The organism is Bacillus horti (assembly GCF_030813115.1).
In the GTDB taxonomy this organism is placed as follows: Bacteria; Bacillota; Bacilli; order Caldalkalibacillales; family JCM-10596; genus Bacillus_CH; species Bacillus_CH horti.
Window position 1 is genome coordinate 71,515 of record NZ_JAUSTY010000011.1, and the last position, 22,333, is coordinate 93,847.

Here is a 22,333-nt window from a genome sequence, read left to right on the forward strand (position 1 = left end):
CATCATTCCATTATCCCCTGCTTCTTTTTTTTATCATTTTTAAAGTTTAATTCCATTCAAGCTATTTGACAATATTACAATTTTGACATTTCTAATGTAATGAAACGAAAAAGCACTCAAATCCTAATGAGTGCCATTCGGAATACCTTTTTATTTGTTTTGTTTCTACACATTCAGTAAATTCCTTTTAAGATGCTTTTGCTTGCTGAAGGGAAGCAGGCTGAATGGGAACACCTGCATCTTCCAGCATCCATTCAATAAAACAACCATAGCCTGATGTTGGATCATTAATAAAGACGTGAGTTACAGCACCTACAAGCTTACCATTTTGTATAATAGGACTGCCGCTCATTCCTTGTACAATCCCACCTGTTTTTTCTAACAGCTTGGGATCAGTGACCTTTAAAACTAATCCTTTTGTTGCAGGGAACTTTTGTGCCATCACTTCAACAATTTCGATATCATACTTTTCTACTTTTTCCCCTTCAACAACTGTATAGATCTGAGCTGGACCTTTTTCAACTTCTTCATTCAAAGCAATAGGGATGGCCTTTTCCGATAAACCTTTGTCCGGTTTTTCCTTCATGTGACCAAATATTCCAAAGGGGGTGTTTTTCTTAATGTCACCCAACACTCTATTTTCATTTACAAATCTGGCGTATTTTTCTCCAGGTTGTCCTGATTCACCCTTTTCAATGGAGCTTACACTTGAATTTACTATACTGCCATTCCCCACGATAATTGGCTTTTGTGTATCCATGTCTGAAATGACATGACCAAGTGCTCCATAAGAGCCCGTTTCTGGATGATAAAATGTTAACGTACCGACCCCTGCCGCTGAATTTCTTATATATAACCCTAACCGATATTTATCTTCTTTTGCATCCTTAGCAGGTTGAAGAGTTAGATTCAATTTCTCTTTTCCCCGAAGAATTTGTACCGCTATTTTTTCGCCATTTCTTCCTGCTTCATCTACAATTCCACCAATTTGATCTAGATGATCAAGCTTGATTCCATTCATTTCAAGAATAATATCCCCTACTTTAATACTTGCATCCTCTCCAGGTGAAATCCTGCCGCTTTGAGTATCAATGAAATGATGCCCAACTACTACTACCCCCACTGAACTAAGTTTAACTCCGATGGATTGCCCCCCTGGATAAACTTTGATTTCAGGTAAAACATTCACCTTAACCTTCTTTAAAGGAATCTGACCTAGCTTGAGCTGTACCTCTGCTGTTCCTTGATGTAATGCTTGAATGGTAAAGCCTTCTTCCTCCTTTAAAGCATGAATAGCTTCATTATGCTTGAACGTTTCAGCACTTGCTTCTTCACCATCTGAGGCTGTTGTTACAACCTCGGCTGCTCCTAAGAATGAAAATGGAAAGTTTGATGTTTTTCCTTCAAACATTCTAACTTCATGAGGGATAGAGGCGAACTCTTGAAAAGGTACTGATGTCACCACAAAGAGTATGGCCACAATAAAAAGTACTCCGATGATCTTCTGTTTGTTTAATTGCAACGATTATCACTCTCCTACTTCCCTTCCTACACCCCCAAATTGACTGTATCTATAATGTTGCCTTCGTAAGGTACAAATATAACAGGAATCTGAATAAAATTGCTATCCTAATATGGAAAGATTATCTCTACAAAAAAAGCACTCCTAAGTAGGAGTGCTTCAATAAAAACCATATCAAATGCTATTCAAGACCTTCTTCAACATCTTCCCATTCTATATTAACGCCCCATTTAGAAGCTAAGCTGTCTAGATCCTCTTCGTATTGCATATAGAGCTCATCTGATTCAGTCAACAGAACATCAGCTTCCTCATATTCCTCCGCTAGCCACAGTTCATTCCCTTCAATCAGCTTCTCATAAGACTGAACAAGTAGCTGATGTAAGGTAATCAGCTCGTCCTCATCAAATTCATTAATCACTTCATTAACTGAATCTAAAATTCTGTTCATCCTCGGTAATAGCTCATCCTCAGTAAAAGCAACAAGCTCATCCCAATCTTCAATCATCATCTCAGTGTTCAAAATCATAATATACTCATTAGTAAGGTCATTTGTCTTATCTAAATAATCCATCATTACGTCTGTTTTACCTGTTAATTGAGAAAGCAGTGAGCATCCGCCCAAAGCTATAATCATTATGATGGATAAAGCTGTAACAGCCATTCTTTTATTCCAAATATTTTTCATTTTCGTTTCTCTCCCTAATTCCCTGATGTGTTTGTATTCTATTTGAACCAAACTTATTATTTAGTTTTCTGACTTTTTTTTGTACTGATTTGCTGCAGCTATTAGTTCTTCTGCATGTTTTAAAGTAACTGATGAAACATTCCCTCCGCTCATCATCAGTGCAGATTCATGGATTCTTTCCTGATCATTCAATGGAAGAATGCTTGTTTTCGTTGTGTTCTCTTTCATTTCTTTCACAATTCTATAATGCTCGTCCGCCATCACAGCAAGCTGGGCATGATGTGTGATACATAACACCTGCTGATCCTTAGAAATGTGATACAGCTTTTCAGCCATCGCTTGTGCTACACGACCACTAACCCCCGTATCCACTTCATCAAAAATCAGGGTCGATACAGGCTCCACTTTAGCAAAGACTGATTTCAAAGCAAGCATTAAACGTGAAAGCTCTCCACCAGAAGCGATTTTTGATAAAGGCTTTAGAGGCTCCCCTGGATTTGGGGCCATGTAAATCGTAACTTCATCCCAGCCTTCAGCACGAATAGCTCTAGCTTCCCCAGCAAGCTCTACTTTTTCCCCTGATTGAACAGGAGTAATGTGAATGCTTATAACGGTATGGTCCATATGTAGACCAGATAATTCAGCTTTAATCCTCTTTTCTAACTCCTTCGCAATGGCTGTTCGTACACGTGTTAAATTCCTTGCTTCCACAAGCAGGTCTTCCAGTATATACTCTTGTTTTTGCTTCAGTTCATCTAAACGTTCTTCTTTATGTACAATTGAATCAAGCTCATCTTCAATTTTTGATGCATAGACAAGAATATCAGAAATGGTTGCTCCATATTTACGTTTTAGCTGATCCACAATTTGAAGGCGTGACTCTATTTCATTAAGTCGTTCTGGATCCACTTCCATTTGATCCTGATAGCGACTTAACTGCTGTACAGCCTCCTCTAATTGATAAAATGCCGCCTCAACCTGCTCGGTAGGATCTGCAAGCTGATCATCGTATTCCACAAGCTCCTGAAGGTAAGACAAAGCTAACCCCATAGAATCAACAGCTCCTCCATCATTTTGAAGAGCCTCGTAGGATGCCATCACCCCCTTAAATAGCTTTTGGGCATGAGTATGCTTACGCTTTTCCTTAATTAGCTCCTCTTCTTCCTCTGGAACTAACTGTGCAGCTGCTATTTCATCAAACTGAAACTTCAATAAATCTAAACGCTGAGCCAATTGCTGCTCATTTTCTAGTAGCTGTTTAATCTGAGAGCTTACCTTTTTATATTGTTCAAATAAGTGACGGTATTCCTGCTTGTGTTGAAAGATATCCTCCTTGGCAAAATCATCAAGCATCGTAAGATGATTTTCATCCTGAAGTAGGCTTTGATGTTCATATTGTCCGTGGATATCGATAATTGCTTGTCCAATCTCGCGGAGAATAGCTAATGTAACAAGCTTTCCATTAATTCGGCAGATACTTTTCCCTTGTGAGCTAATATCTCTACGCAAAATTAATGTCTGATCTTCGGCCTCAATTCCTAGCTCAGTTAACAAAGCAAACACATAATGACCAGCTTTCAAATCAAATAAACCTTCTATTTCTGCTTTTGCTGTACCATGTCGAACGTAATCTACAGATGCTCTGCCTCCAATTAATAGCGAAACAGCATCGAGGATAATGGATTTTCCAGCCCCTGTTTCGCCTGTCATAACAAGAAGACCTTGACCAAATGATACGGTTAATGATTCGATAATTGCAAAATTCCGAATGCTTAGCTCTTGAAGCATATGATCTCACCCTACTCCATAAAAAAGTCTGATCTTGCTTTTTAGCTCTTTACAATAACCCTAAAATACGTTCTACAATGAGCTCCGTTTCCTCACGCTTCTTACAGATAATTAAAATCGTATCATCTCCACTGATATTCCCCATGATTTCTGGCCAATCCAAATGATCGATTAATACCCCCACTGTATTGGCATTACCAGGCAAAGTTTTGATGACAATTAGATTTTCTGTATGATCTACACCAACAAAACTATCTACAAGAACACGTGATAGCTTTTGCAAAGGATTGTATCTTTGGTCAGCTGGTAAAGAATATTTATACTTCCCATCCATCAAAGGAACCTTGATTAAGCTTAGCTCCTTAATATCACGGGAAACGGTAGCTTGAGTAACGTTAAACCCTGCATTACGCAAAAAATCAACGAGCTCATCCTGAGTCTCAACGTTATTTTTAGCAATAATTTCTCGGATTCGAATATGGCGTTGTGCTTTATTCATCCTACAGCCTCTTTTCTACATACCATTTATTTTCTATTCAACAGCATGATGAAACTTGCTTTTGATAACATCAAAAAAAGAACGATCCTTCCATTTAATGAGAGTAGTTGTAAAAGGGGAACGTTTAATTTTGATCTGATCAAAAATTTCTAGCTCAAACCCAATCTGTCCATCAATGGACAACCCTAACTCATTATGTGTTGCACTAACCTCTATCGTTATTTCTTCATCCGCTGAAAGGATTATAGGACGCGCTGTTAAACTGTGAGGACATACAGGTGTAAGCAATAAGGCATCCATATTTGGAGCTACGATTGGTCCCCCTGCAGACATTGAATAGGCTGTAGAACCAGTAGGGCTTGAAATAATTAATCCATCTCCAAAAAAGGTATTTAGCTCCTTATTATCCAACAGAATCTTACATGTTATCATTCTACTGTAAGATCCCTTAGCTATTCCCACGTCATTTAGGGCAGTCCATGATTGAATGAGAGAGCCAGCGCGATAAAGCTCCGCTTCAAGCATCATTCTTTCTTCGGTCTTGTATTGCTTTTGCACAATAAAATCCAGCATATCAGGTAAATCATCTGGTTCTGCCTCAGAGAGAAACCCTAAGTGACCAAGATTAATCCCTAAAATAGGGATATCATGCTTGGCAAAATCCCTAGCAATACCCAAAATACTTCCGTCTCCCCCAAAAACAAATAAAATATCTACTTTCAAAGGAAATTCTTCATACGCCAAAGAAAGGTCTTCACGCCCAATATGCTTGGCCACTCTGGGCTCAACCCATACCTGAATCCCTTTTTCCTCCATCAAAGGAATCAATTCTCTAGCTACGATAAGTGCTTTTGGTTTTCCACGGTTAATAGCTAAGCCAATTTGCAATGCCTTCATTTGTTTCTCCTCTTAGTTCCACACGTGTTTTCTTTCTTTATTAGCTTTTGGCAAGTTGATTGTGTGCGGCTTGCACAATATCTGAAATCCTACTCATCCATAATGGATCTATTTCCAAATCTAACTTCTCTAGCTCCTGCTCGGGTTTTGCAGCCTCTTTTTGTAAATGAACTAAAAACTCTATATTTCCTTCTCCTCCCGTAATAGGAGAATAATCAAGATTTTTCAAAGCAAAGCCTACGCCTTGAGCAAAACTAAGAACGCGAGTAAGAACCTCCCGATGAATACGTGCCTCTCGTACAACACCTTTTTTTCCTACCTGATCCTTACCTGCCTCAAACTGAGGTTTAATCAACGCAACCACTTCACCAGATTGACAAAGAAGCTGATATAGGACAGGGAGGATCAAGCGAAGGGAGATAAAGGAAACATCTATGGTCGCAAACTTAGGTAAGCCATGCTTTAAATCCTGTGCTTCTACATAACGAAAGTTCGTTCTCTCCATCACAACAACCTGTTCATGTGAACGTAGCTTCCAATCAAGCTGATTATAGCCTACATCTAAAGCATATACTAGCTTAGCTCCATTTTGAAGAGCACAGTCTGTAAAACCACCAGTTGATGCACCTATATCAATCACTGTTTTATCCTTAAGATCTAAATCAAAGGATTCAATCGCTTTCTCAAGCTTAAGTCCACCTCTACTCACATATTTCAAAGTAGAGCCTTTTACTTCAAATGCAGTATCTAAAGGAACCTTTGTCCCTGGTTTATCTAGACGCTCCGTTTTAGAAAAAACCAAACCTGCCATCACTGCACGTTTGGCTTTCTCTCTTGTATCAAAAAAACCATGCTGAACGAGCAGCACATCAATTCTTTCCTTCGCTGCCATCTTATGCCCTCTGAGCTTTTCTATCAATATTATACGTTTCTTTAACTCTTTGAATGAGTTGCTCCACAGTTAATCCTGCCTCTTGACGTTGCTCTGACACCGAACCATGCTCAATAAATTCATCAGCAACACCCATTCTCTCAATCACGATATCTTTTACATTATTTTCACTATAAAATTCTAATACAGCACTACCAAAGCCACCAGCTAACGCATGTTCCTCAATGGTAATTAAGTGCATTCCTTTTTCAGCTAGAGTTAGAAGCATCTTTTCATCTAAAGGTTTAATAAAGCGAGCATTAATAACAGTAGGAGAAATGCCTTCTTTACTCAAAGCTTCGGCTGCTTTTAAGGCTACTTGAACCATTGGTCCAACAGCTAATATCGCACACTTTCTTCCTTCCTTCAGAACCTCCCATGTTCCCAGTTCAATGAGCTGAGGTTCTTCATCGAATGGTACACCAACTCCTAAGCCTCTAGGATATCTAACGGCTGTCGGTCCATCCACTTGCATAGCCGTATACATTAAATTACGGAACTCATTTTCATCCTTACCCATCATGATTTGCATATTAGGTAAATGTCTTAAAAAAGCAATATCATAGACCCCATGATGTGTCTCTCCATCAGCACCAACAAAGCCAGAGCGATCTACGGCAAATGTTACAGGGAGATTCTGTCTAGCTACATCATGTACGACTTGATCATAACCACGCTGTAAGAAGGTTGAGTAGATAACACAAATTGGCTTAAGACCCTGAGTAGCTAAACCTGCACTCATTGTGACAGCATGCTGTTCTGCAATACCCACGTCAAAAAATCGATCTGGAAATCTCTGAGCAAAACCATGCATCCCAGAACCTGAAGACATTGCAGGCGTAATCGCAACAACTTCCGGATACTTCTCTGCTAACTCATTCAGTACACCACCAAAAACCTTTTTATAGTCCTGTGGACCGTCCACACTCTTGATAAATTCACCAGATTCGATTTTATATGGACCGCCCCCATGCCAAGAATCCGAATCTGCTTCAGCCGGTGCATATCCTTTTCCTTTTTTAGTAATCACATGCATCAGCACTGGACCCTTTGTCCGTTTAGCCTGCTTGAAGCACGTAACTAATTCTTCTACACTATGTCCATCAATCGGACCTAAATACGTATACCCAAGCTCCTCAAAGAAAATACCTGAAACAAACAGGTATTTAAGCGAAGCTTTTACCCTTTCAGCTGTTTTCGCTAATGTTCCTCCAACAGCTGGAATCTTATGAAGAAGATATTCAAGCTCTTCCTTCACCCATTTATATTGCTTTGCCGTTCTAAGCTTACCCAAATGATTATGCAAGGCCCCTACATTTGGGGAAATAGACATTTCGTTGTCATTTAGAACTACAATTAAGTCCTTTTGTTCATGCCCGATATGGTTGAGAGCTTCTAGTGCCATACCTCCAGTAAGTGCACCATCTCCAATCACCGCAACAACGTGGTTCTTTTCTTTCTTAATGTCTCTTGCAATTGCCATACCCATCGCTGCAGAAAGGGATGTACTACTATGACCCGTTTCCCATACGTCATGCTCACTTTCACGCATTTTAGGAAAGCCACATAACCCTTTGTACTGTCTTAGCGTATTAAACTTGTCCATTCTCCCTGTTAACATCTTATGGACATAAGCCTGATGTCCTACATCCCAAATAAATTTGTCTTTTGGAGAATCAAAAAGCTGGTGTAAAACAAGAGTTAGCTCAACAACACCAAGATTAGGTGCTAGATGACCACCTGTTACAGATAAATTTCGAATAAGAAACTCACGGATTTCTTCAGCTAATTGATTTAACTCCTGATTAGATAACCCTTTTAATTGGTTTGGATTTTGGATATCTTCAAGTCTCACGTAAGACCCTCACTTTCCTCTTGCATAAGTTCATCCTTCTATTGCTTTCTATTAACATAGGTTCTCCATCAACATCTTTTATCGATCTATGATTTTTACGTTAAGTTTCTAAGCTTTGAAGATCAATGTATCGTTAAATAACATCAAGATTAGGAGATAGGACTTTCAAATTTCCTGTCCATGCCACCTTGTGAAAATTGCCGCTAACACAGGTGTGATAACGGCAATAAGTCCACTCTATGTACATTCAACAAGCCCATTATATCACAATGCCTCTATACCCTCAATCTCAAGATCAGAAACCAGAGTTGGCCTAAACTAATAATCCCTTTGAACCATGAAATCGGCTAAATCGGCTAATCGATCTGATAGAACCTCCGCTTTTGCTAAAGCTTCCTTTGATTGCTGGACATGCTGGTGTAGTTGCTCTTTAGCACCTTCTACTCCTAATAAGGAGACAAAAGTTGATTTATCATTGTCTTTATCACTACCAACTTTTTTCCCCAGCTTCGCTTCATCACCTATTTCATCCAATATATCATCTTGAATTTGGAATGCTAATCCTATATGCTTTGCATAAGTCGTTAAATGGATGACTTGATCTGGTGAAGCTTGTCCGATGTAGCAGCCCATTCTAACAGCGCTAGTAAGAAGGTCGGCCGTTTTCCTCTCATGGATATAGTAGAGCTCATCTATCGTAAGCTTCTTGTCCTCTCCCAGCATATCAGCAGCTTGTCCCCCAACCATTCCATTTGGTCCTGCTAACAGAGAAAATTCCTGAAACATCGTCACAAATTGTTCAGGCTTCATACCTTCTGCGTTTTTAGCTAGTAGGTAAAAGGCATGAGTTAAAAGAGCATCTCCAGCCAATATAGCCATAGCTTCTCCGAAAACTTTGTGATTCGTTAGCTTCCCACGACGATAATCATCATCGTCCATAGCAGGCAGATCATCATGAACAAGCGAATACGTATGCACCATTTCAAGAGCACATGCGGCATGCTTTCCTTTTAAAGGATCGTGTCCCAAAGCGTCAAGGGTAGCAAAAAGAAATATGGGTCTAATTCGTTTTCCACCAGCTAAAAGAGAATATTCCATAGCTTCTAAAAGGGGAGGTGGGGCTTGTAAATCGGCGATACACTTCTTTAATTCTACATCCATTTTTCCTGCCCAATCTTTGATAAATGAGGATAATTGCTGACTCATGTAGACTCCTCCTCAATATCAAAATCCTTCTTCACAAACCCGTCATTTTCCTCCACTAATATCTGAACCTTCTTCTCCACTTGCTCTAGCTTTTGGTGACACGCTTGAGAAAGCTTCATTCCTTCTTGAAATAGCTCAATCGCTTGCTCTAGAGGAACCTCACCAGCCTCTAGCTGATCTACGATTGTTTCTAGCTTGTCCATCGCCTCTTCAAATGAAAGAGTGGACGATTTGTTACCGTGTTCCTGCTGCTCTTTACTCATTAGATTGATCCTCCTTTATTCCCCATACCTGACATTCAAGCTCTCCATCATGCATCTGGACTTTTAGAGGCTGCCCAGGTTCAATTTCCTTGGTTGAACGATAGAGGACTGTTTTCTCATGATTATATAGTAGGGAGTATCCTTTTGTCATAATTTTAAGTGGGCTGAATGCATCCAACTGAAACATCACAAACTGTGTTTGCTCCCTCTTTTTTTCTAAGATTCGTTGCATCCCCTTCGCAAGACCACCCGTTAATCGATCTATACGCTCCTTTTGTTGCTGAATTCTATAGCTAAGATTTGTTTGAAGTAGCTGCCTTCTACTTTGCTGGATTATCAGCTTATGCTGCTGTAGGAGCTGATTCATTCCTTTCCCTAACCGCATTAGAGCGTGATCCAGCTCTTGCTCCTTCTGCCTAACAATCTGCATAGGGACCTTAAAAGCATATCTATTTTGAAGCTGTAGCAATTCCCTTCTACGTTGATTTAAGGTTCGCTGTAAGCCCCTTTGCATCATTCCCTCAAGCTGCTGAAGCCGACCGTTCATCTCCTGTAGTAAAGGGACAGCAAGTTCCGCAGCTGCAGTTGGAGTTGGAGCACGCAAGTCTGCTACAAAGTCAGAAATGGTGTAATCTGTTTCATGTCCTACTGCTGAAATGATCGGGATGGTTGACTCATAAATAGCTTGGGCTACCATCTCCTCATTAAATGCCCAAAGCTCCTCTATGGAGCCACCCCCTCTTCCCACAATGAGCACTTCAAGCTCATGATCATGTGCCATCCTTATGGCTTGAGAGATCGAAGATGGAGCAAATTCACCCTGAACTAAAACAGGAAAAACAATGACTTCTGCTACAGGGAAACGACGCTTAAGTGTTGTTAATATATCTCGTATCGCAGCACCAGTTGGTGATGTGATCACACCTATTCTTTTGGGTACTCGAGGGATAGCTTTTTTTCTTTCAGGATCAAACCAACCATTGCGCTGAAGCTTCTCCTTTAATTCCTCAAAAGCCTGATACAGCGCTCCAATTCCATCGGGCTCCATATCCTTTACATATAATTGATACTGTCCATCTCTTTCGTAAACATTTACTTCCCCGCGAACAATAACCTTCATTCCATTTTTAGGAAGAAACTTCAAATAGCGGTTATGTCCTGCGAACATAACCGCTTTGATTCGGCTTGAGTCATCCTTTAAGGTAAAATACATATGACCTCTGCTATGATGAACAAAATTAGAGATTTCAGCACGTACCCAAACTTGAGCTAAAACTGGATCATTTTCAATACAGCCTTTAATATGATTCGTTAATTCTTTAACTGATAAGATCTGTTGCTTATTCAACTAACTCCCCCCAATAACACTTATTTCTGTTATCAAGATTGGATTTTGGATACTAAACTAAGGAAGCTGATAGCTTTTGCTTCGCAGCTTCAAGTGTATTCTTTAAGAGCATCGTTCTAGTCATAGGACCTACTCCTCCAGGAACTGGAGTAATGTAGCTAGCTACCTCAGACACTTCATCAAACTGAACATCCCCAACAAGACGCCCCTCGTCCGTACGGCTTACGCCCACATCAATCACAACGGTACCTGGAGAAACATGCTCTCGTTTGATCATATTTGGTCTACCAGCTGCCACAATTAATACATCAGCTTGTTTAGTGACTTCAGCTAAATTCGTGGTTTTTGAATGACAGATTGTCACTGTGGCATGCTCCTGTAGCATCAATAGGGATACAGGCTTCCCTACAATATTACTTCTCCCTATCACGACAACGTGCTTTCCTGCCAGCTCTACTCCTGTTGATTGGATGATTTTTACGACACCAAAGGGAGTACAAGGCAAAAATGTTGAGTTCCCTATGACCATCTGTCCAACATTAGTAGGATGAAAACAGTCTACATCCTTATCTGGAGAAATGGCAAGTAAAACTTCCTTTTCTGAAATATGCTTTGGTAAAGGTAATTGAACTAATATGCCATGAATCGTTGCATCAGCGTTCAGTCTCTCAACATGCTCTAATAATTCTTCCTGAGTCGTTTGTTCAGGAAGTTTAATCACCTGTGAAGCAATTCCTACCTTTTCACAGTCCTTAGCTTTATGAGCTACATAAGACATGGAAGCTGGATCTTCCCCTACTAAAATAACCGTTAGACCAGGCTGTACTCCACTTCTTTGAAGCTGCTCAACCTCTGCTTTAATTTCTTCACGATACTTTTTAGCTAATTCAATTCCACTTATGACTTTCGCTGACACCATATTCTCCTCCATTCCATCACTACATACTATTTTAAGTGTAACCCGTAGGAAAAGGGAAGTAAATACCCGAACGATTGATTCATATATTTCATTGAATGTTCATGTTTAGCGTGATATGTTAAAGTGTGTTCCCGCTATACACGCTACTCCGAATGCATTATCCGTAGCGTAGACTGGATTAGCTAAAATTAACCTTCCCTTTACAGCCCTATGCTCCAAGCGCTTTTTTAATATAGTCGTTATGTAAACATTAGACGCTACTCCACCTACCAGTAAAATATCTTTAATTCCTGTTTGCTTCATGGCCGTAAGCAGTGATTTCTCTATTGTTTTGGCGATATTTCTTTCTACAGCCCTAGCGATATGAGGATAATCAGCAGCAGAGCTTTGTTGTACAAGTCGTAAAGCCGCCGTAGTTGGACCGGAAAAACTAAAATCAACACCCTTGCAAAAGGATGAAATAGTAAAAGAATTCTTTGATTGCTTCAATACACCGTTTAGTTCAGGATCATCCTCACTTGTTTGAGCCAATCTTTCTAAGGACGGCCCACTTGGAAACGGAAGATTTAGAGCAACTCCTACTCGATCAACAAATTGACCGGCGTGTAAGTCTAAGGTTCCTCCTAGCTTCTCAATAGAATAGCCTGCTTCCTTACGTGTACAAAGTAGAACCTCACTTGTCCCACCTGAAAGGTGAACGGCGATAAACTGATCGTCTAGGCTTTCAGAGGCTGTAAACTCTCCTGCTGCAATATGTCCTTCTTGGTGAGAGGTAGAATATAAAGGAACAGAAAGAAAGTGAGCTAACGTCTGAGCTAAGACTTCACCCACTCTAAAAACAGGCATGTATGAATGGTCCATAGGACGAGGCTTTATACTCACTCCTATAGCTTTTATTTGTTGTACCCGAGGCATGGCTTTAAGCATCTCTGACCATTGTCTAAGATGCTCAAATACGGCCTTTGATTGTTGTAATCCAAGCTCACCTTCAGCAACTGGCAAAAGTGGGTTCTGCTCATGAACGATCTGAAAATGCTCATCAATTACACAAAAGGATGTCCGATAATTACTTGTATCAATTCCAAGAAAAGCCATAATCTATGCCCCTTGCTTCACTACGTGAGAAAGGACCCCATTGATAAACTTTCTAGACTCCTCACTGCCGTAAAGCTTTGCCAATTCAACAGCTTCATTAATAGCAACCTGCTGCGGAATATCATCACGGTATTTTATTTCATAGGCTCCTAGTCGTAAAATAGCACGATCAACCAGAGCCAAACGCTCAAAGCTCCAGTTTTTTAAAGCCTCTCGTACAGATTTCTCAATTTCGGATTGATTGGTCGTGATACCCTCGAGCACCTCTTTAATAAAAGCTAAGGACTTCGTATCTATCTTCGATTTTGTTTGCTTTTCTTCACCCTGATCATCAGTATCATCCATATTTTCAATAACCTGCTCTAGAGCCTCTTCCCAGGTACACTTGACCATGTCTACCTGGTAGAGAGCTTGGATAATGAATTCTCTGGCTTTTCTTCTTTTCATTTACCTTCTTCACCTTGTTTCACATGCACACTAACGACATGAACATTGACTTCAATAACATCTAGACCTGTCATGTTTTGAATCGCGGAGTTCACATTTTCTTGCACAGCCGTTGCCACATCAGGTATACGCACACCAAACTCAACAACGATTGATACGTCTATTACCGTTTGTGTTTCTCCTAATTCAACTTTAACACCCTTTGCTAAATTTTTACGACCTAAGCGCTCTGCAATTCCCCCTACAAAGCCCCCACTCATAAATGCTACTCCTTCAATTTCTGATGCAGCTAATCCAGCGATAACTTCAATAACTTCTGGTGCTATTTCAACTTTACCTAGCTCTGAAGTTTGCTCAAACTGAGGAAATGACGTTTCCATTTACAACACCTCCAAAAAAAATTGTCTTCTATTCTTTTTTCCCACCGTGAAGCTCGAGATAATTTGTATTAAAATCCCCACTCACAAATACTTCGTCACTTAGAACTTTCTCATGGAATCCTATGGTTGTATGAATCCCTTCAATCACAAATTCGCTTAAAGCTCTACGCATTCTTAAGATGGCTTCTTCTCTTGTTTTGCCCCAAACGATTAGTTTAGCAATCATGGAATCATAATGGGGAGTAATCACGTAGCCTGGATAGGCACTGCTATCTACACGAACTCCTAATCCTCCTGGAGGTAAATACATCTTAATTTCACCTGGAGAAGGCATAAAATTCTTATCGGGGTTCTCCGCATTGATTCGACATTCAATGGACCAGCCATTAAATTCAATATCCTCCTGAGTAAAGGACAAAGGCTGCCCTGCGGCCACCATGATCTGTTCTTTAATTAGATCGACTCCAGTTATAAGCTCAGTAACAGGATGCTCAACCTGAATCCGGGTATTCATCTCCATAAAATAATAATTCCCGTCTCGATCATAAATAAACTCTATAGTCCCCGCTCCGGAATACTGCACAGCTTTTGCCGCAGCTATAGCCGCTTGACCCATTTCCTCACGTTTACTTGGACTTAGTGCAGGAGATGGCGCTTCTTCGATTAACTTCTGTAATCTCCTTTGTATGGAGCAGTCTCTTTCACCCAAATGGACAGTGTTACCATGATTATCCGCCATAATTTGAATTTCAACATGACGAAAATCCTCTATAAATTTCTCAAGATACACACCTGGATTACCAAAATTTGCAGCTGCCTCCTGCTGTGTAATCTTAATTCCTTTAACTAATTCATCTTCTGTTCTGGCCACACGAATTCCCTTACCACCGCCTCCAGCGGTAGCTTTAATAATCACTGGGTATCCAATGTTTTCCGCAATCTGAACAGCCTCATCACTATCCGCTACCAGTCCGTCAGAGCCAGGAACAATCGGTACACCAGCATCAGTCATCGTATCACGTGCCACTGCCTTTGAGCCCATTTTACTGATAGCCTCTGCGCTTGGTCCAATAAAGGTGATGTTACAGGCCTGACATAGCTCAGCAAAGTCTGCGTTTTCAGCTAAGAAACCATACCCAGGGTGAATAGCATCAGCTTCCACGAGAGTGGCTACGCTCATAATATTAGTAAAGTTTAAATAGCTATCCTTAGAGGATTTCGGCCCTATACAATACGCTTCATCTGCCAAACGAACATGCAAGGAATCTCGATCTGCTTCAGAATACACAGCAACCGTATAAATACCTAGCTCTTTACAGGCACGAATAATTCGCACTGCAATTTCACCACGGTTTGCAATCAATACTTTGTTAAACATAGAGATTCTCCTTCTATTCAGCTTTCACTAAAAATAACGGCTGACCGTACTCAACAAGCTGTCCATTCTCCACTAGAATGTCTACAATCTCGCCTCGTACTTCTGCTTCAATTTCATTCATTAGCTTCATGGCTTCAACAATACAAACAACGCTAGAGTTTGACACCTTATCTCCAGCTTTTATGTATGGATCAGCATCTGGAGCTGGAGCAGAATAAAACGTTCCTACCATTGGTGAACAAATTTGGTGTAGACCAGCTTGATCTTGTACTGTAGCTTCTTGTTTAATTTGTGGCGTATTGCTTTGTCCATTTTGCTCTGTAGCCTGTACTGCTGGTACATTAGGAGTCACAGCTTGTACTTCTACAGGACTCGTGGATTGTACAACACTTCCTCCTTGTAGCTTTGCCTCTTTTTTAAGAGATATTTTTAATCCTTCATATTCATAGTCAAAATCAGTTAGACTTGAATGATCTACAAGCTTTATTAGCTCTCGAATTTCATGCATCTTCAACATCATTACCACCTCGGAATCAGGTTTTATTAAATACCGTACCCATTATAACATAGTTTTTCAATCAAGTTGTAAAATTAAATGACCTTACTTTAAGAGCTGCTCCCAAAGTAAGGTCTTAATTTTTCATCAAACATTTTTTATTTGAAGGAAACCTGAACCTTATTTCGTGCTACCTTAAGCTCTTCTGCCACAATATCTATGATTTGAAGCACCTGCTTAGGCTCCAAAGAATCACTGCGTACAACAACATCAACATAATCGCTATCAGCCACAACAACAGCCTCTTCATAGCCTTCTGCTCTAAGCGTATTCTCAATGATATATTCTGCCTCAGCGACATCCTCTAGGGTTTCTTTATTTGTCATCGCTTCTGCAATACTTTCAACAGACGCATTAGACTTAATCACATCATCATATTCTGTTTTTAGCATAGCCCTATTTACTTCTTTTTCATACTGCATGGCAATAATGAAATCCAGTGGATCCTCAGATTGGATAAACTCAAAATCAGCATCACTTGCTATGTCCCCTAAAGACTCTAAACTCATATCCAGCTCTATCTCATCCTCGTCAACCATTGCCACTGGATCATTGTTGAATAAATAATAGGCAGAAAGCACCACCATCAAGCTGAGCATTGTCAATAGCCAAATTGTCTGTCTTTTTAATACCATATCGTTTCCCTCCTAGCTTTTTTTAGGTAATACCGAGATTTTATGCAGAGGTACATCTAACACCCTTTGAATAGCTTCAGCTATCCAAGTCTTCACCTGAATGTTGTCTGCCCCGGTAGCCACAACCACGACTCCTCTAACCTCTGGTTTTTTCCTCATAATGACGATAGGAGCTTCCCCCTGATCTCCTCGTATTGTGACTGTCTGTTCATCCCTCAGCTGATCCTGATTATTGCGACTCCCCCCTTCTCTGTCCTGTTCATTTGTTGTTGTTGCTTGTGTTCGGATATTTTTGTCAAAGATAACCTCTTCTGTGGAATCGAGGTTCACAAATATCGATACTTCTCCAACACCTGCGATGCTGCTTAAGATGTCAATCAACCTTTGCTCATAAAACTCCTCATATTCCTGCATCGTTTCTGGAGAGCTTTCGGAGGAACCAAATGCTGCTTCTGCAGGTGCGTCGAGCTCTGCTTGGGTATCAGGAGGTGGTGACATTGGAGTTAGGACTTCACTCTGGATACTAAAGTAATTGTGCAGAATCATCGCGGCTAGGCCAATGCAAGCGAATAAGAGTATCCAGTGAATCAATCCTAACTTTCCTTTTGTTGGTGTACCTTCACTTGGTATAGCCTCGGTTTTTTCTTTTTCAAAAAACATGTGCTTCAAAAATTGCCACAGCTTTTGGAACATCAAAAGTCACCCCCTTGACCAAGCTATATGAATCTTGTCTACAGAAATATTCCATTCATCTTGTACAAATTTTAGAACCTCTTTTTCTACTTTTTTTTCAGCAGAGCTTCGCTCATCATTTTCTTTCAGTCTCTGGACATGCCTACTTCCCTCATGAACGGCCACTTCTTCTATTGGTTTGATCGGAGTAATAGCTGTTACTACTACTTCTCTTTGATCTGTGTTCTCTGTTTGTCCATTGGGCGCATCTCTTTTCTCAAGAAGAACAAGCTGCATATCATTCACAAGCACAGTCGATTGATAGTGATCTAAGCCTATCGTAATAACAGACACCTTAACGTCAAAAGCTGCCTCAATACCTATTTTGATTTCCTCCAGCCAACGCTCCTTCACTTCTTCTAGAAGTAGCTCATCCTGGACGCTTTCAAGTGCTTGCTGTTCTCTCTCAAGCTGCTGCTGTGATACCGTATCGCTTCCCCCTAATAGATCCTCTAAGGTAGTCAATAGGCGATCATGATCGAAGTTTAAAAGCTGGAGAATAGGTGATAGAATGATTAGAATTAGCAAGAAGCCAACCACCAGCTTGACATACTTTCTCATACTGCTATTAGGTATAATTAAATCAAGAAAGGTTGCAAGTAAAATAAGTAATACAATATGTCTAATCCACTCCGCTAAAAAACTCATCATTTCTTCACCTCACCATCACCGATAGATTCCCCGCTGCAATAATGATTGTAAGACCTAAGAAAAACATCAAACACACTGTGGCTAAAGCGGCGAAGACATACAGCATATTTTTACCAATGATGGATAGGCATTCAATTATGTTTGAGCTTCCTAACGGCTGGAGTAATGCAGCGGAAAGGCTATAGATTAGGGCAATCGTCATAATTTTAAGGGCTGGAAAGATACATAATAAAATAATGATAAAAACGCCTGCTAGACCAATCGTATTTTTGACAAGAAGTGAAGCTCCAACAACTGTGTCCGCAGCATCAGTAAACATCTTCCCTACCACAGGAACAAAGTTACCTGCTACAAATTTCGCCGTTTTGATCGTGACACCATCGACAACAGCCGTAGCGGCTCCTTGGACAGAGATGACTCCCAGAAAAACAGTAAAGAAAATTCCTAGCGCACCCACCCCTATATTCCTCAGAAGCTTGGACAACTGAGTGACTTTATACTGATCGGAAAATGTGCTAATAATCCCTAAAATCGTAGAAAAAAACAACAATGGGAGTACAAAGCTATAGATAAAAATGCCGCTAGAGTTTACTAAAAACACAATTAGCGGATGAAATAAGGAGACTGATGTAATGTTTCCTACTGAAGCCATTAAGGCTAGAACAATGGGTAGAAGAGCCATCATAAAGTGAACCATACTAGCAATCGCTTCTCTGGCATAGCCCATGGCACTCTGAAAGCTATTAATCGCTAGGATCAGAAGCACTAAGTAGGTAATGGCATACGCCACCTTACTAATGCTGTTCCTTTCAAATGCTGCTTGCATTTGCTCTAGAATGGCACTGAATACCGTCAGTATGAGGATACTTCCTAGCAGCTTACCATTAAGCAAAAGCTCATGAAAAAGATACTTCAATAAGCCAGAGACTAAGCCCATAGAAAAAAGAGAACCGTCTGTTTGAAAAAAATCCTTAATCCTAACTGGCTGATTTTCAGGCAAAAAGCCTTCATATTCTTCTTGGACCATTCGCCAAAACTGCTCAATTTCATCCGTCCCCAGACTTTCTAGCTGCCTTTCTACTAATTTTTCTCCTAGATGCTCTGATTGATCATCCTCAGAAGTTGTTAAATCCGTGGGAGCGATAGCCTCTGTAGCCGTTAGAGGAACGAAAAGAAAGAAACTTATCCAAGATATAATTATTACGGATCTCAGTACCATAACCCCTAACTCCTTCTCCTTAAAAGCTACTAAAATTACGCAGGTATAAGCTTCATGACCGTTTCAATGATAACTGTAATAATAGGGATGGCTAAAACCATAATTAGGATTTTCCCCGCCAGCTCAATTTTGGAAGCAATGGCTCCTTGTCCAGCATCTCTAGTGATCTGTGCCCCAAACTCCGCTATATAGGCAATTCCAATTATCTGAAGGATTGTCTTTAAATACACTAGCTGTATGCCGCCATTGGTAGCTAGGCTCTCCAGAACATTTATTACCTCAGCAATCTTATCAATCAGAAAGAGGAAAATAATGACGCCTGTAACGGCTGTCAAAGCAAAAGCAAAAATGGGCTTTTGCTCTTTAATGAGCAGAATCAGAATGGTTGCAACAAACCCTAGTCCTACAAGTTGAATGATCTCCATAGCGATAGCCTCTCACTGAAATAAAAACACAGATCTTATTTTCAGAAATAAATCCTGAATAAAATTAGCCACCATAAACAAAACAACAATAAAGCCAATGAGCGTCACCCAATGAGCCCAGTCTTCTTTTCCAGCTTGCTTTAAAATCGTATGAATCATCGCTACAACAATACCAATGCCCGCAATTTGAAATATTGTATTTACATCTATATTCACCTGCTCCACCTCTCTACAACATCAGGATGACGATGACTGCACCTGCTAGGAAGCCAAGGGTTCGGTACATCTTTTCATATTTAAGCTGATCATCTCGTGCCTCTTCTTCATATTTCTTTAAATGAGTCATCATCAAGTTGAGGTGTTTTTGTTGATCCAAACGATCAGAATTGCCAATGACAGTTCCAAAATGCTCGAGCCATTCCCATTCCACCTTCTTTAATGCAGATTGTGCTTTAACATCACCTAACGCTTTAGACCAACACTGGATAGTGCTTGCTCCATCAAGACTGGTGAAATAATGAGAGCAGTTTCCAAAAAGCTGACTGACAAAGCCTGAATGCTGCTTTCCTATCTTTTCAAATGCTGATTGAAGCGGAGTAGCTCCATAGCAAATCTCCGTCTCAAGTAACTGTAAGCTCATTAGTAGATCACGTATTTGATTTGTCCTATTACTGAGTCTTCTTGCCAAATGATAGCCGCCTAAAGTGGAGGAAAGCATAATAAACATGGCTCCGATGAGCTTAAGCATAGATCCTTCCCTCCTTTTTGATTTGGTATATCGGTTTTTGGTTTTTATCATAAATGGCTTCGATCGTTCCAACTCCATTTCTTTTACTTAAAAGAATAAAACGCTCGAACACAGGCTGTTGGAATAATGACTCTAGGGAAGGACGCGACTTTATATCCTCAAGAGAAAAACCATGAGCAGACGTTAGCAAGTATACTCCTGCATGAAGAGCCTCCAAGATAGCACGTGTATCTTCTACGCTCCCTATTTCATCAGTCACAATAATATCGGGACTCATGGAACGAATAAGTAGCATCATTCCTTCTGCCTTAGGACAAGCATCTAGCACATCAACCCTTGGCCCCAAATCGTTTTGGGGAATTCCCTCAATACAGCTAGCGATTTCAGACCGTTCATCGACAACCCCTACCTTTTGACCTTCTAGTCCAGTCTTATGGGTTCCATAGCTGAGCATCCGAGTCAAGTCCCTTAATAAGGTCGTTTTCCCACAGCGGGGGGGTGAAATAATTAATGTATTGCAGAAATAAGCCTTCTTTTCTCGTTGCTCAATAAGAAATTTGAGTATGCCTTCAGCTATTCCAATACATTGTCTGGCTATACGTATATTAAATGAACGGATATCCTTTAGATGCTTAATCCTTCCTTCTTCCACAACTGCACGTCCAGCAATACCGATTCGATGACCTCCCTGTACTGTGATGTAGCCTCTGCGTAGCTCCTCCTCAATCGCATAAATAGAATGCCTACTAATCACGTTCATAATCTTTAGAGCATCCTCCTGTGAAGTCATTATGCCATCCTGCCATGACATGGAATAAGATCCCTTTTCAGTTGGGTAATACGATTGGTTCTGGATAATAACTTCAAGAGGGCGCTGAATTCTAATCCGAATTTCTTCTATTGAATTTTGCAGGGTCTGCGGAAGCTGGCTTAAGGCTTGCCTAATATGTTGGGGTAAAAAAACGAGTAGATCCTCTCTCATCGTTTTAGCCATTCCCTTCAAAATTGGTCTATTGATTCTGTTTAACTCCATTTTATGCAGGCTTGTACGGATTCATGATAGAGATTAGATATTTTAAGAGATTTCCTCTTCACAGGTTGTATCACTCTGTACACGTTTGTGCCTGTTCATCTATTCTTGAACAAGCTCCTTTTGAAAAATGGGCAACATTTATCTGTTTCTTGCATATTCTATGGCTAACTAAAAAGGTTGGGGAAATGTGCTTTGTTATTAATATGGATAAAAATCTATATGGCAGCAAAAAGGATGGGAGAGGTAGCATGAAGATTGACGTGGCTTTATCCACTAGCTACTTGAAACAAGAGGATATTCATAACAAAACGGTTATCGTCATCGATACCCTTCGAACAGGATCTACGATTATAACAGCTTTGCATAAAGGTGCCGCAAAAATCATTCCAGTAGAAACGATTGGGCAAGCTTTGCATTATTTTCACCATGAAGATACCTACCTTTGTGGTGAGCGTTTTTGTAAGAAAGTGAATGGTTTTGATTTAGGTAGTTCCCCATTTAATCTTCTCAGTCTTGATACACATAATAAAACCCTTATCATAACTTCTACAAACGGTACAAAAGCAATCCTTAAAGCGAGAAAAGCAAGTCACTTATTAGTTGGGTGCCTTCTTAATGCACAGCATTGTATAGAACACGCACTAAATCTAAAAAAAGATATCACTCTATTATGTGCTGGCTCAAGAGGAGAATTTGCCTTGGAGGACGGTTTAACAGCTGGATATATGCTACATTTATTGAAGCAGTTTAAAGAAAACCTACAGCTAACAGATTTGGCTCAAATGCTTAGAATTGGCTACGAGGAAAATAAAGAAATGCTTAATACTTTAGTTCAAACGGGATCTACAGCGCTTCGGCTTTTAGAAACCGATCAAGAAGATGATCTTCATTACTGTCTTCAAATGAATAGTGTTCCTTTGACAGGGATCTATCAGGGCGAGGAGATTGTTGCATTAAAGTAGATGACTACATCAAAATCATCTGTTTCTGACGCTAAGGCATTTAAAGTTGCGAGCCGTCCAATGTCCCGCCGTCAGAGAGTATAAAATTTGAAGAAAACAGGGTATCAAATTTTATCTTTTTATACGTTAAAAAAGGTGCATCTAAGTCATAGTGGACTT

Annotated in this window: 25 protein-coding genes; 1 reads left to right on the forward strand and 24 read right to left on the reverse strand. The window is 40.2% G+C overall.

The features are described from left to right. Positions 1–187: 187 nt before the first annotated feature. The 24 genes from spoIVB to spoIIIAA form a co-directional block, all read right to left on the reverse strand. Entirely contained in the window at positions 188–1,522 is a 1,335-nt protein-coding gene (gene spoIVB / locus J2S11_RS13575) for a SpoIVB peptidase (RefSeq protein ID WP_307395403.1), read from the reverse strand. Between the two features lie 181 nt (positions 1,523–1,703). After that, positions 1,704–2,207: a hypothetical protein gene (locus J2S11_RS13580; RefSeq protein ID WP_307395405.1), complete on the reverse strand. Its 504-nt coding sequence runs from the start codon at positions 2,205–2,207 to the stop codon at positions 1,704–1,706. 60 nt (positions 2,208–2,267) lie between these two features. Then, positions 2,268–3,995 carry a DNA repair protein RecN gene (gene recN / locus J2S11_RS13585; RefSeq protein ID WP_307395407.1) on the reverse strand — a complete coding sequence of 576 codons (1,728 nt, stop codon included), beginning with the start codon at positions 3,993–3,995 and terminating at the stop codon, positions 2,268–2,270. 49 nt (positions 3,996–4,044) lie between these two features. Next, entirely contained in the window at positions 4,045–4,494 is a 450-nt protein-coding gene (gene ahrC / locus J2S11_RS13590) for a transcriptional regulator AhrC/ArgR (RefSeq protein ID WP_307395409.1), read from the reverse strand. Positions 4,495–4,527: 33 nt separating this feature from the next. Further along, on the reverse strand, positions 4,528–5,391 hold the full coding sequence (locus J2S11_RS13595) for an NAD(+)/NADH kinase (RefSeq protein ID WP_307395411.1): 864 nt from the start codon (positions 5,389–5,391) through the stop codon (positions 4,528–4,530). 40 nt (positions 5,392–5,431) lie between these two features. Continuing rightward, positions 5,432–6,283 (reverse strand): TlyA family RNA methyltransferase, encoded by an 852-nt coding sequence (locus J2S11_RS13600; protein ID WP_307395413.1) that lies wholly within the window; start codon positions 6,281–6,283, stop codon positions 5,432–5,434. A 1-nt stretch (position 6,284) separates the two neighbouring features. Next, the gene (dxs, locus tag J2S11_RS13605) at positions 6,285–8,177 is read right to left on the reverse strand and encodes a 1-deoxy-D-xylulose-5-phosphate synthase (protein WP_307395414.1); all 1,893 of its coding nucleotides are present in this window, start codon (positions 8,175–8,177) and stop codon (positions 6,285–6,287) included. A gap of 318 nt (positions 8,178–8,495) precedes the next feature. Then, positions 8,496–9,383: a polyprenyl synthetase family protein gene (locus J2S11_RS13610; protein ID WP_307395416.1), complete on the reverse strand. Its 888-nt coding sequence runs from the start codon at positions 9,381–9,383 to the stop codon at positions 8,496–8,498. Then, entirely contained in the window at positions 9,380–9,646 is a 267-nt protein-coding gene (gene xseB, locus J2S11_RS13615; protein ID WP_307395419.1) for an exodeoxyribonuclease VII small subunit, read from the reverse strand. Before xseB ends, J2S11_RS13610 begins: the two co-directional genes overlap by 4 nt. Next, positions 9,639–10,994: an exodeoxyribonuclease VII large subunit gene (gene xseA / locus J2S11_RS13620; RefSeq protein WP_307395421.1), complete on the reverse strand. Its 1,356-nt coding sequence runs from the start codon at positions 10,992–10,994 to the stop codon at positions 9,639–9,641. The genes xseB and xseA overlap by 8 nt, the downstream gene beginning before the upstream one ends. Positions 10,995–11,046: 52 nt before the next feature. Further along, a complete protein-coding gene (folD, locus tag J2S11_RS13625; RefSeq protein WP_307395571.1) occupies positions 11,047–11,910 on the reverse strand; it encodes a bifunctional methylenetetrahydrofolate dehydrogenase/methenyltetrahydrofolate cyclohydrolase FolD in 864 nt (287 codons plus the stop codon). A gap of 108 nt (positions 11,911–12,018) precedes the next feature. After that, positions 12,019–13,008 (reverse strand): tRNA (adenosine(37)-N6)-threonylcarbamoyltransferase complex transferase subunit TsaD, encoded by a 990-nt coding sequence (locus J2S11_RS13630; protein WP_307395424.1) that lies wholly within the window; start codon positions 13,006–13,008, stop codon positions 12,019–12,021. Positions 13,009–13,011: 3 nt separating this feature from the next. Next, positions 13,012–13,455, reverse strand: a complete 444-nt coding sequence (nusB, locus tag J2S11_RS13635) for a transcription antitermination factor NusB (protein WP_307395426.1) — start codon at positions 13,453–13,455, stop codon at positions 13,012–13,014. After that, positions 13,452–13,835 carry an Asp23/Gls24 family envelope stress response protein gene (locus J2S11_RS13640; protein WP_307395428.1) on the reverse strand — a complete coding sequence of 128 codons (384 nt, stop codon included), beginning with the start codon at positions 13,833–13,835 and terminating at the stop codon, positions 13,452–13,454. The genes nusB and J2S11_RS13640 overlap by 4 nt, the downstream gene beginning before the upstream one ends. 28 nt (positions 13,836–13,863) lie before the next feature. Next, positions 13,864–15,213, reverse strand: a complete 1,350-nt coding sequence (accC, locus tag J2S11_RS13645; protein WP_307395429.1) for an acetyl-CoA carboxylase biotin carboxylase subunit — start codon at positions 15,211–15,213, stop codon at positions 13,864–13,866. Between the two features lie 13 nt (positions 15,214–15,226). Further along, positions 15,227–15,730: an acetyl-CoA carboxylase biotin carboxyl carrier protein gene (gene accB, locus J2S11_RS13650; protein ID WP_307395431.1), complete on the reverse strand. Its 504-nt coding sequence runs from the start codon at positions 15,728–15,730 to the stop codon at positions 15,227–15,229. Positions 15,731–15,867: 137 nt separating this feature from the next. Continuing rightward, complete coding sequence (locus J2S11_RS13655) at positions 15,868–16,404, reverse strand: SpoIIIAH-like family protein (protein ID WP_307395433.1); 537 nt, start codon at positions 16,402–16,404, stop codon at positions 15,868–15,870. A 12-nt stretch (positions 16,405–16,416) separates the two neighbouring features. After that, positions 16,417–17,097 (reverse strand): stage III sporulation protein AG, encoded by a 681-nt coding sequence (gene spoIIIAG / locus J2S11_RS13660; protein WP_307395435.1) that lies wholly within the window; start codon positions 17,095–17,097, stop codon positions 16,417–16,419. Positions 17,098–17,103: 6 nt separating this feature from the next. Further along, complete coding sequence (spoIIIAF, locus tag J2S11_RS13665) at positions 17,104–17,784, reverse strand: stage III sporulation protein AF (protein WP_307395436.1); 681 nt, start codon at positions 17,782–17,784, stop codon at positions 17,104–17,106. Between the two features lie 7 nt (positions 17,785–17,791). Then, positions 17,792–19,006 carry a stage III sporulation protein AE gene (gene spoIIIAE, locus J2S11_RS13670; protein WP_307395438.1) on the reverse strand — a complete coding sequence of 405 codons (1,215 nt, stop codon included), beginning with the start codon at positions 19,004–19,006 and terminating at the stop codon, positions 17,792–17,794. A 35-nt stretch (positions 19,007–19,041) separates the two neighbouring features. After that, complete coding sequence (spoIIIAD, locus tag J2S11_RS13675) at positions 19,042–19,431, reverse strand: stage III sporulation protein AD (protein ID WP_307395440.1); 390 nt, start codon at positions 19,429–19,431, stop codon at positions 19,042–19,044. Positions 19,432–19,443: 12 nt separating this feature from the next. Beyond that, positions 19,444–19,647 (reverse strand): stage III sporulation protein AC, encoded by a 204-nt coding sequence (gene spoIIIAC, locus J2S11_RS13680; protein ID WP_307395442.1) that lies wholly within the window; start codon positions 19,645–19,647, stop codon positions 19,444–19,446. Between the two features lie 13 nt (positions 19,648–19,660). Then, the gene (gene spoIIIAB, locus J2S11_RS13685) at positions 19,661–20,179 is read right to left on the reverse strand and encodes a stage III sporulation protein SpoIIIAB (protein ID WP_307395444.1); all 519 of its coding nucleotides are present in this window, start codon (positions 20,177–20,179) and stop codon (positions 19,661–19,663) included. Then, positions 20,172–21,173, reverse strand: a complete 1,002-nt coding sequence (gene spoIIIAA, locus J2S11_RS13690; RefSeq protein ID WP_307395446.1) for a stage III sporulation protein AA — start codon at positions 21,171–21,173, stop codon at positions 20,172–20,174. The genes spoIIIAB and spoIIIAA overlap by 8 nt, the downstream gene beginning before the upstream one ends. 287 nt (positions 21,174–21,460) lie before the next feature. On the opposite strand from spoIIIAA, the gene J2S11_RS13695 reads away from it, so the two are divergent. After that, on the forward strand, positions 21,461–22,174 hold the full coding sequence (locus J2S11_RS13695; RefSeq protein WP_307395448.1) for a 2-phosphosulfolactate phosphatase: 714 nt from the start codon (positions 21,461–21,463) through the stop codon (positions 22,172–22,174). The last annotated feature ends 159 nt before the right edge of the window (positions 22,175–22,333 follow it).

Bases quoted from the DNA above. Each gene is read 5' to 3' on its own strand.
- spoIIIAF (WP_307395436.1), bottom strand. From the start codon at position 17,784: ATGAGTTTTTTAGCGGAGTGGATTAGACATATTGTATTACTTATTTTA.
- spoIIIAG (WP_307395435.1), bottom strand. From the start codon at position 17,097: ATGTTCCAAAAGCTGTGGCAATTTTTGAAGCACATGTTTTTTGAAAAA.
- J2S11_RS13640 (WP_307395428.1), bottom strand. From the start codon at position 13,835: ATGGAAACGTCATTTCCTCAGTTTGAGCAAACTTCAGAGCTAGGTAAA.
- recN (WP_307395407.1), bottom strand. From the start codon at position 3,995: ATGCTTCAAGAGCTAAGCATTCGGAATTTTGCAATTATCGAATCATTA.
- J2S11_RS13610 (WP_307395416.1), bottom strand. From the start codon at position 9,383: ATGAGTCAGCAATTATCCTCATTTATCAAAGATTGGGCAGGAAAAATG.
- spoIIIAE (WP_307395438.1), bottom strand. From the start codon at position 19,006: ATGGTACTGAGATCCGTAATAATTATATCTTGGATAAGTTTCTTTCTT.
- spoIIIAD (WP_307395440.1), bottom strand. From the start codon at position 19,431: ATGGAGATCATTCAACTTGTAGGACTAGGGTTTGTTGCAACCATTCTG.
- J2S11_RS13580 (WP_307395405.1), bottom strand. From the start codon at position 2,207: ATGAAAAATATTTGGAATAAAAGAATGGCTGTTACAGCTTTATCCATC.
- spoIIIAA (WP_307395446.1), bottom strand. From the start codon at position 21,173: ATGGCTAAAACGATGAGAGAGGATCTACTCGTTTTTTTACCCCAACAT.
- nusB (WP_307395426.1), bottom strand. From the start codon at position 13,455: ATGAAAAGAAGAAAAGCCAGAGAATTCATTATCCAAGCTCTCTACCAG.
- accC (WP_307395429.1), bottom strand. From the start codon at position 15,213: ATGTTTAACAAAGTATTGATTGCAAACCGTGGTGAAATTGCAGTGCGA.
- ahrC (WP_307395409.1), bottom strand. From the start codon at position 4,494: ATGAATAAAGCACAACGCCATATTCGAATCCGAGAAATTATTGCTAAA.
- J2S11_RS13600 (WP_307395413.1), bottom strand. From the start codon at position 6,283: ATGGCAGCGAAGGAAAGAATTGATGTGCTGCTCGTTCAGCATGGTTTT.
- J2S11_RS13595 (WP_307395411.1), bottom strand. From the start codon at position 5,391: ATGAAGGCATTGCAAATTGGCTTAGCTATTAACCGTGGAAAACCAAAA.
- J2S11_RS13695 (WP_307395448.1), top strand. From the start codon at position 21,461: ATGAAGATTGACGTGGCTTTATCCACTAGCTACTTGAAACAAGAGGAT.
- xseB (WP_307395419.1), bottom strand. From the start codon at position 9,646: ATGAGTAAAGAGCAGCAGGAACACGGTAACAAATCGTCCACTCTTTCA.
- accB (WP_307395431.1), bottom strand. From the start codon at position 15,730: ATGTTGAAGATGCATGAAATTCGAGAGCTAATAAAGCTTGTAGATCAT.
- J2S11_RS13655 (WP_307395433.1), bottom strand. From the start codon at position 16,404: ATGGTATTAAAAAGACAGACAATTTGGCTATTGACAATGCTCAGCTTG.
- spoIIIAB (WP_307395444.1), bottom strand. From the start codon at position 20,179: ATGCTTAAGCTCATCGGAGCCATGTTTATTATGCTTTCCTCCACTTTA.
- J2S11_RS13630 (WP_307395424.1), bottom strand. From the start codon at position 13,008: ATGGCTTTTCTTGGAATTGATACAAGTAATTATCGGACATCCTTTTGT.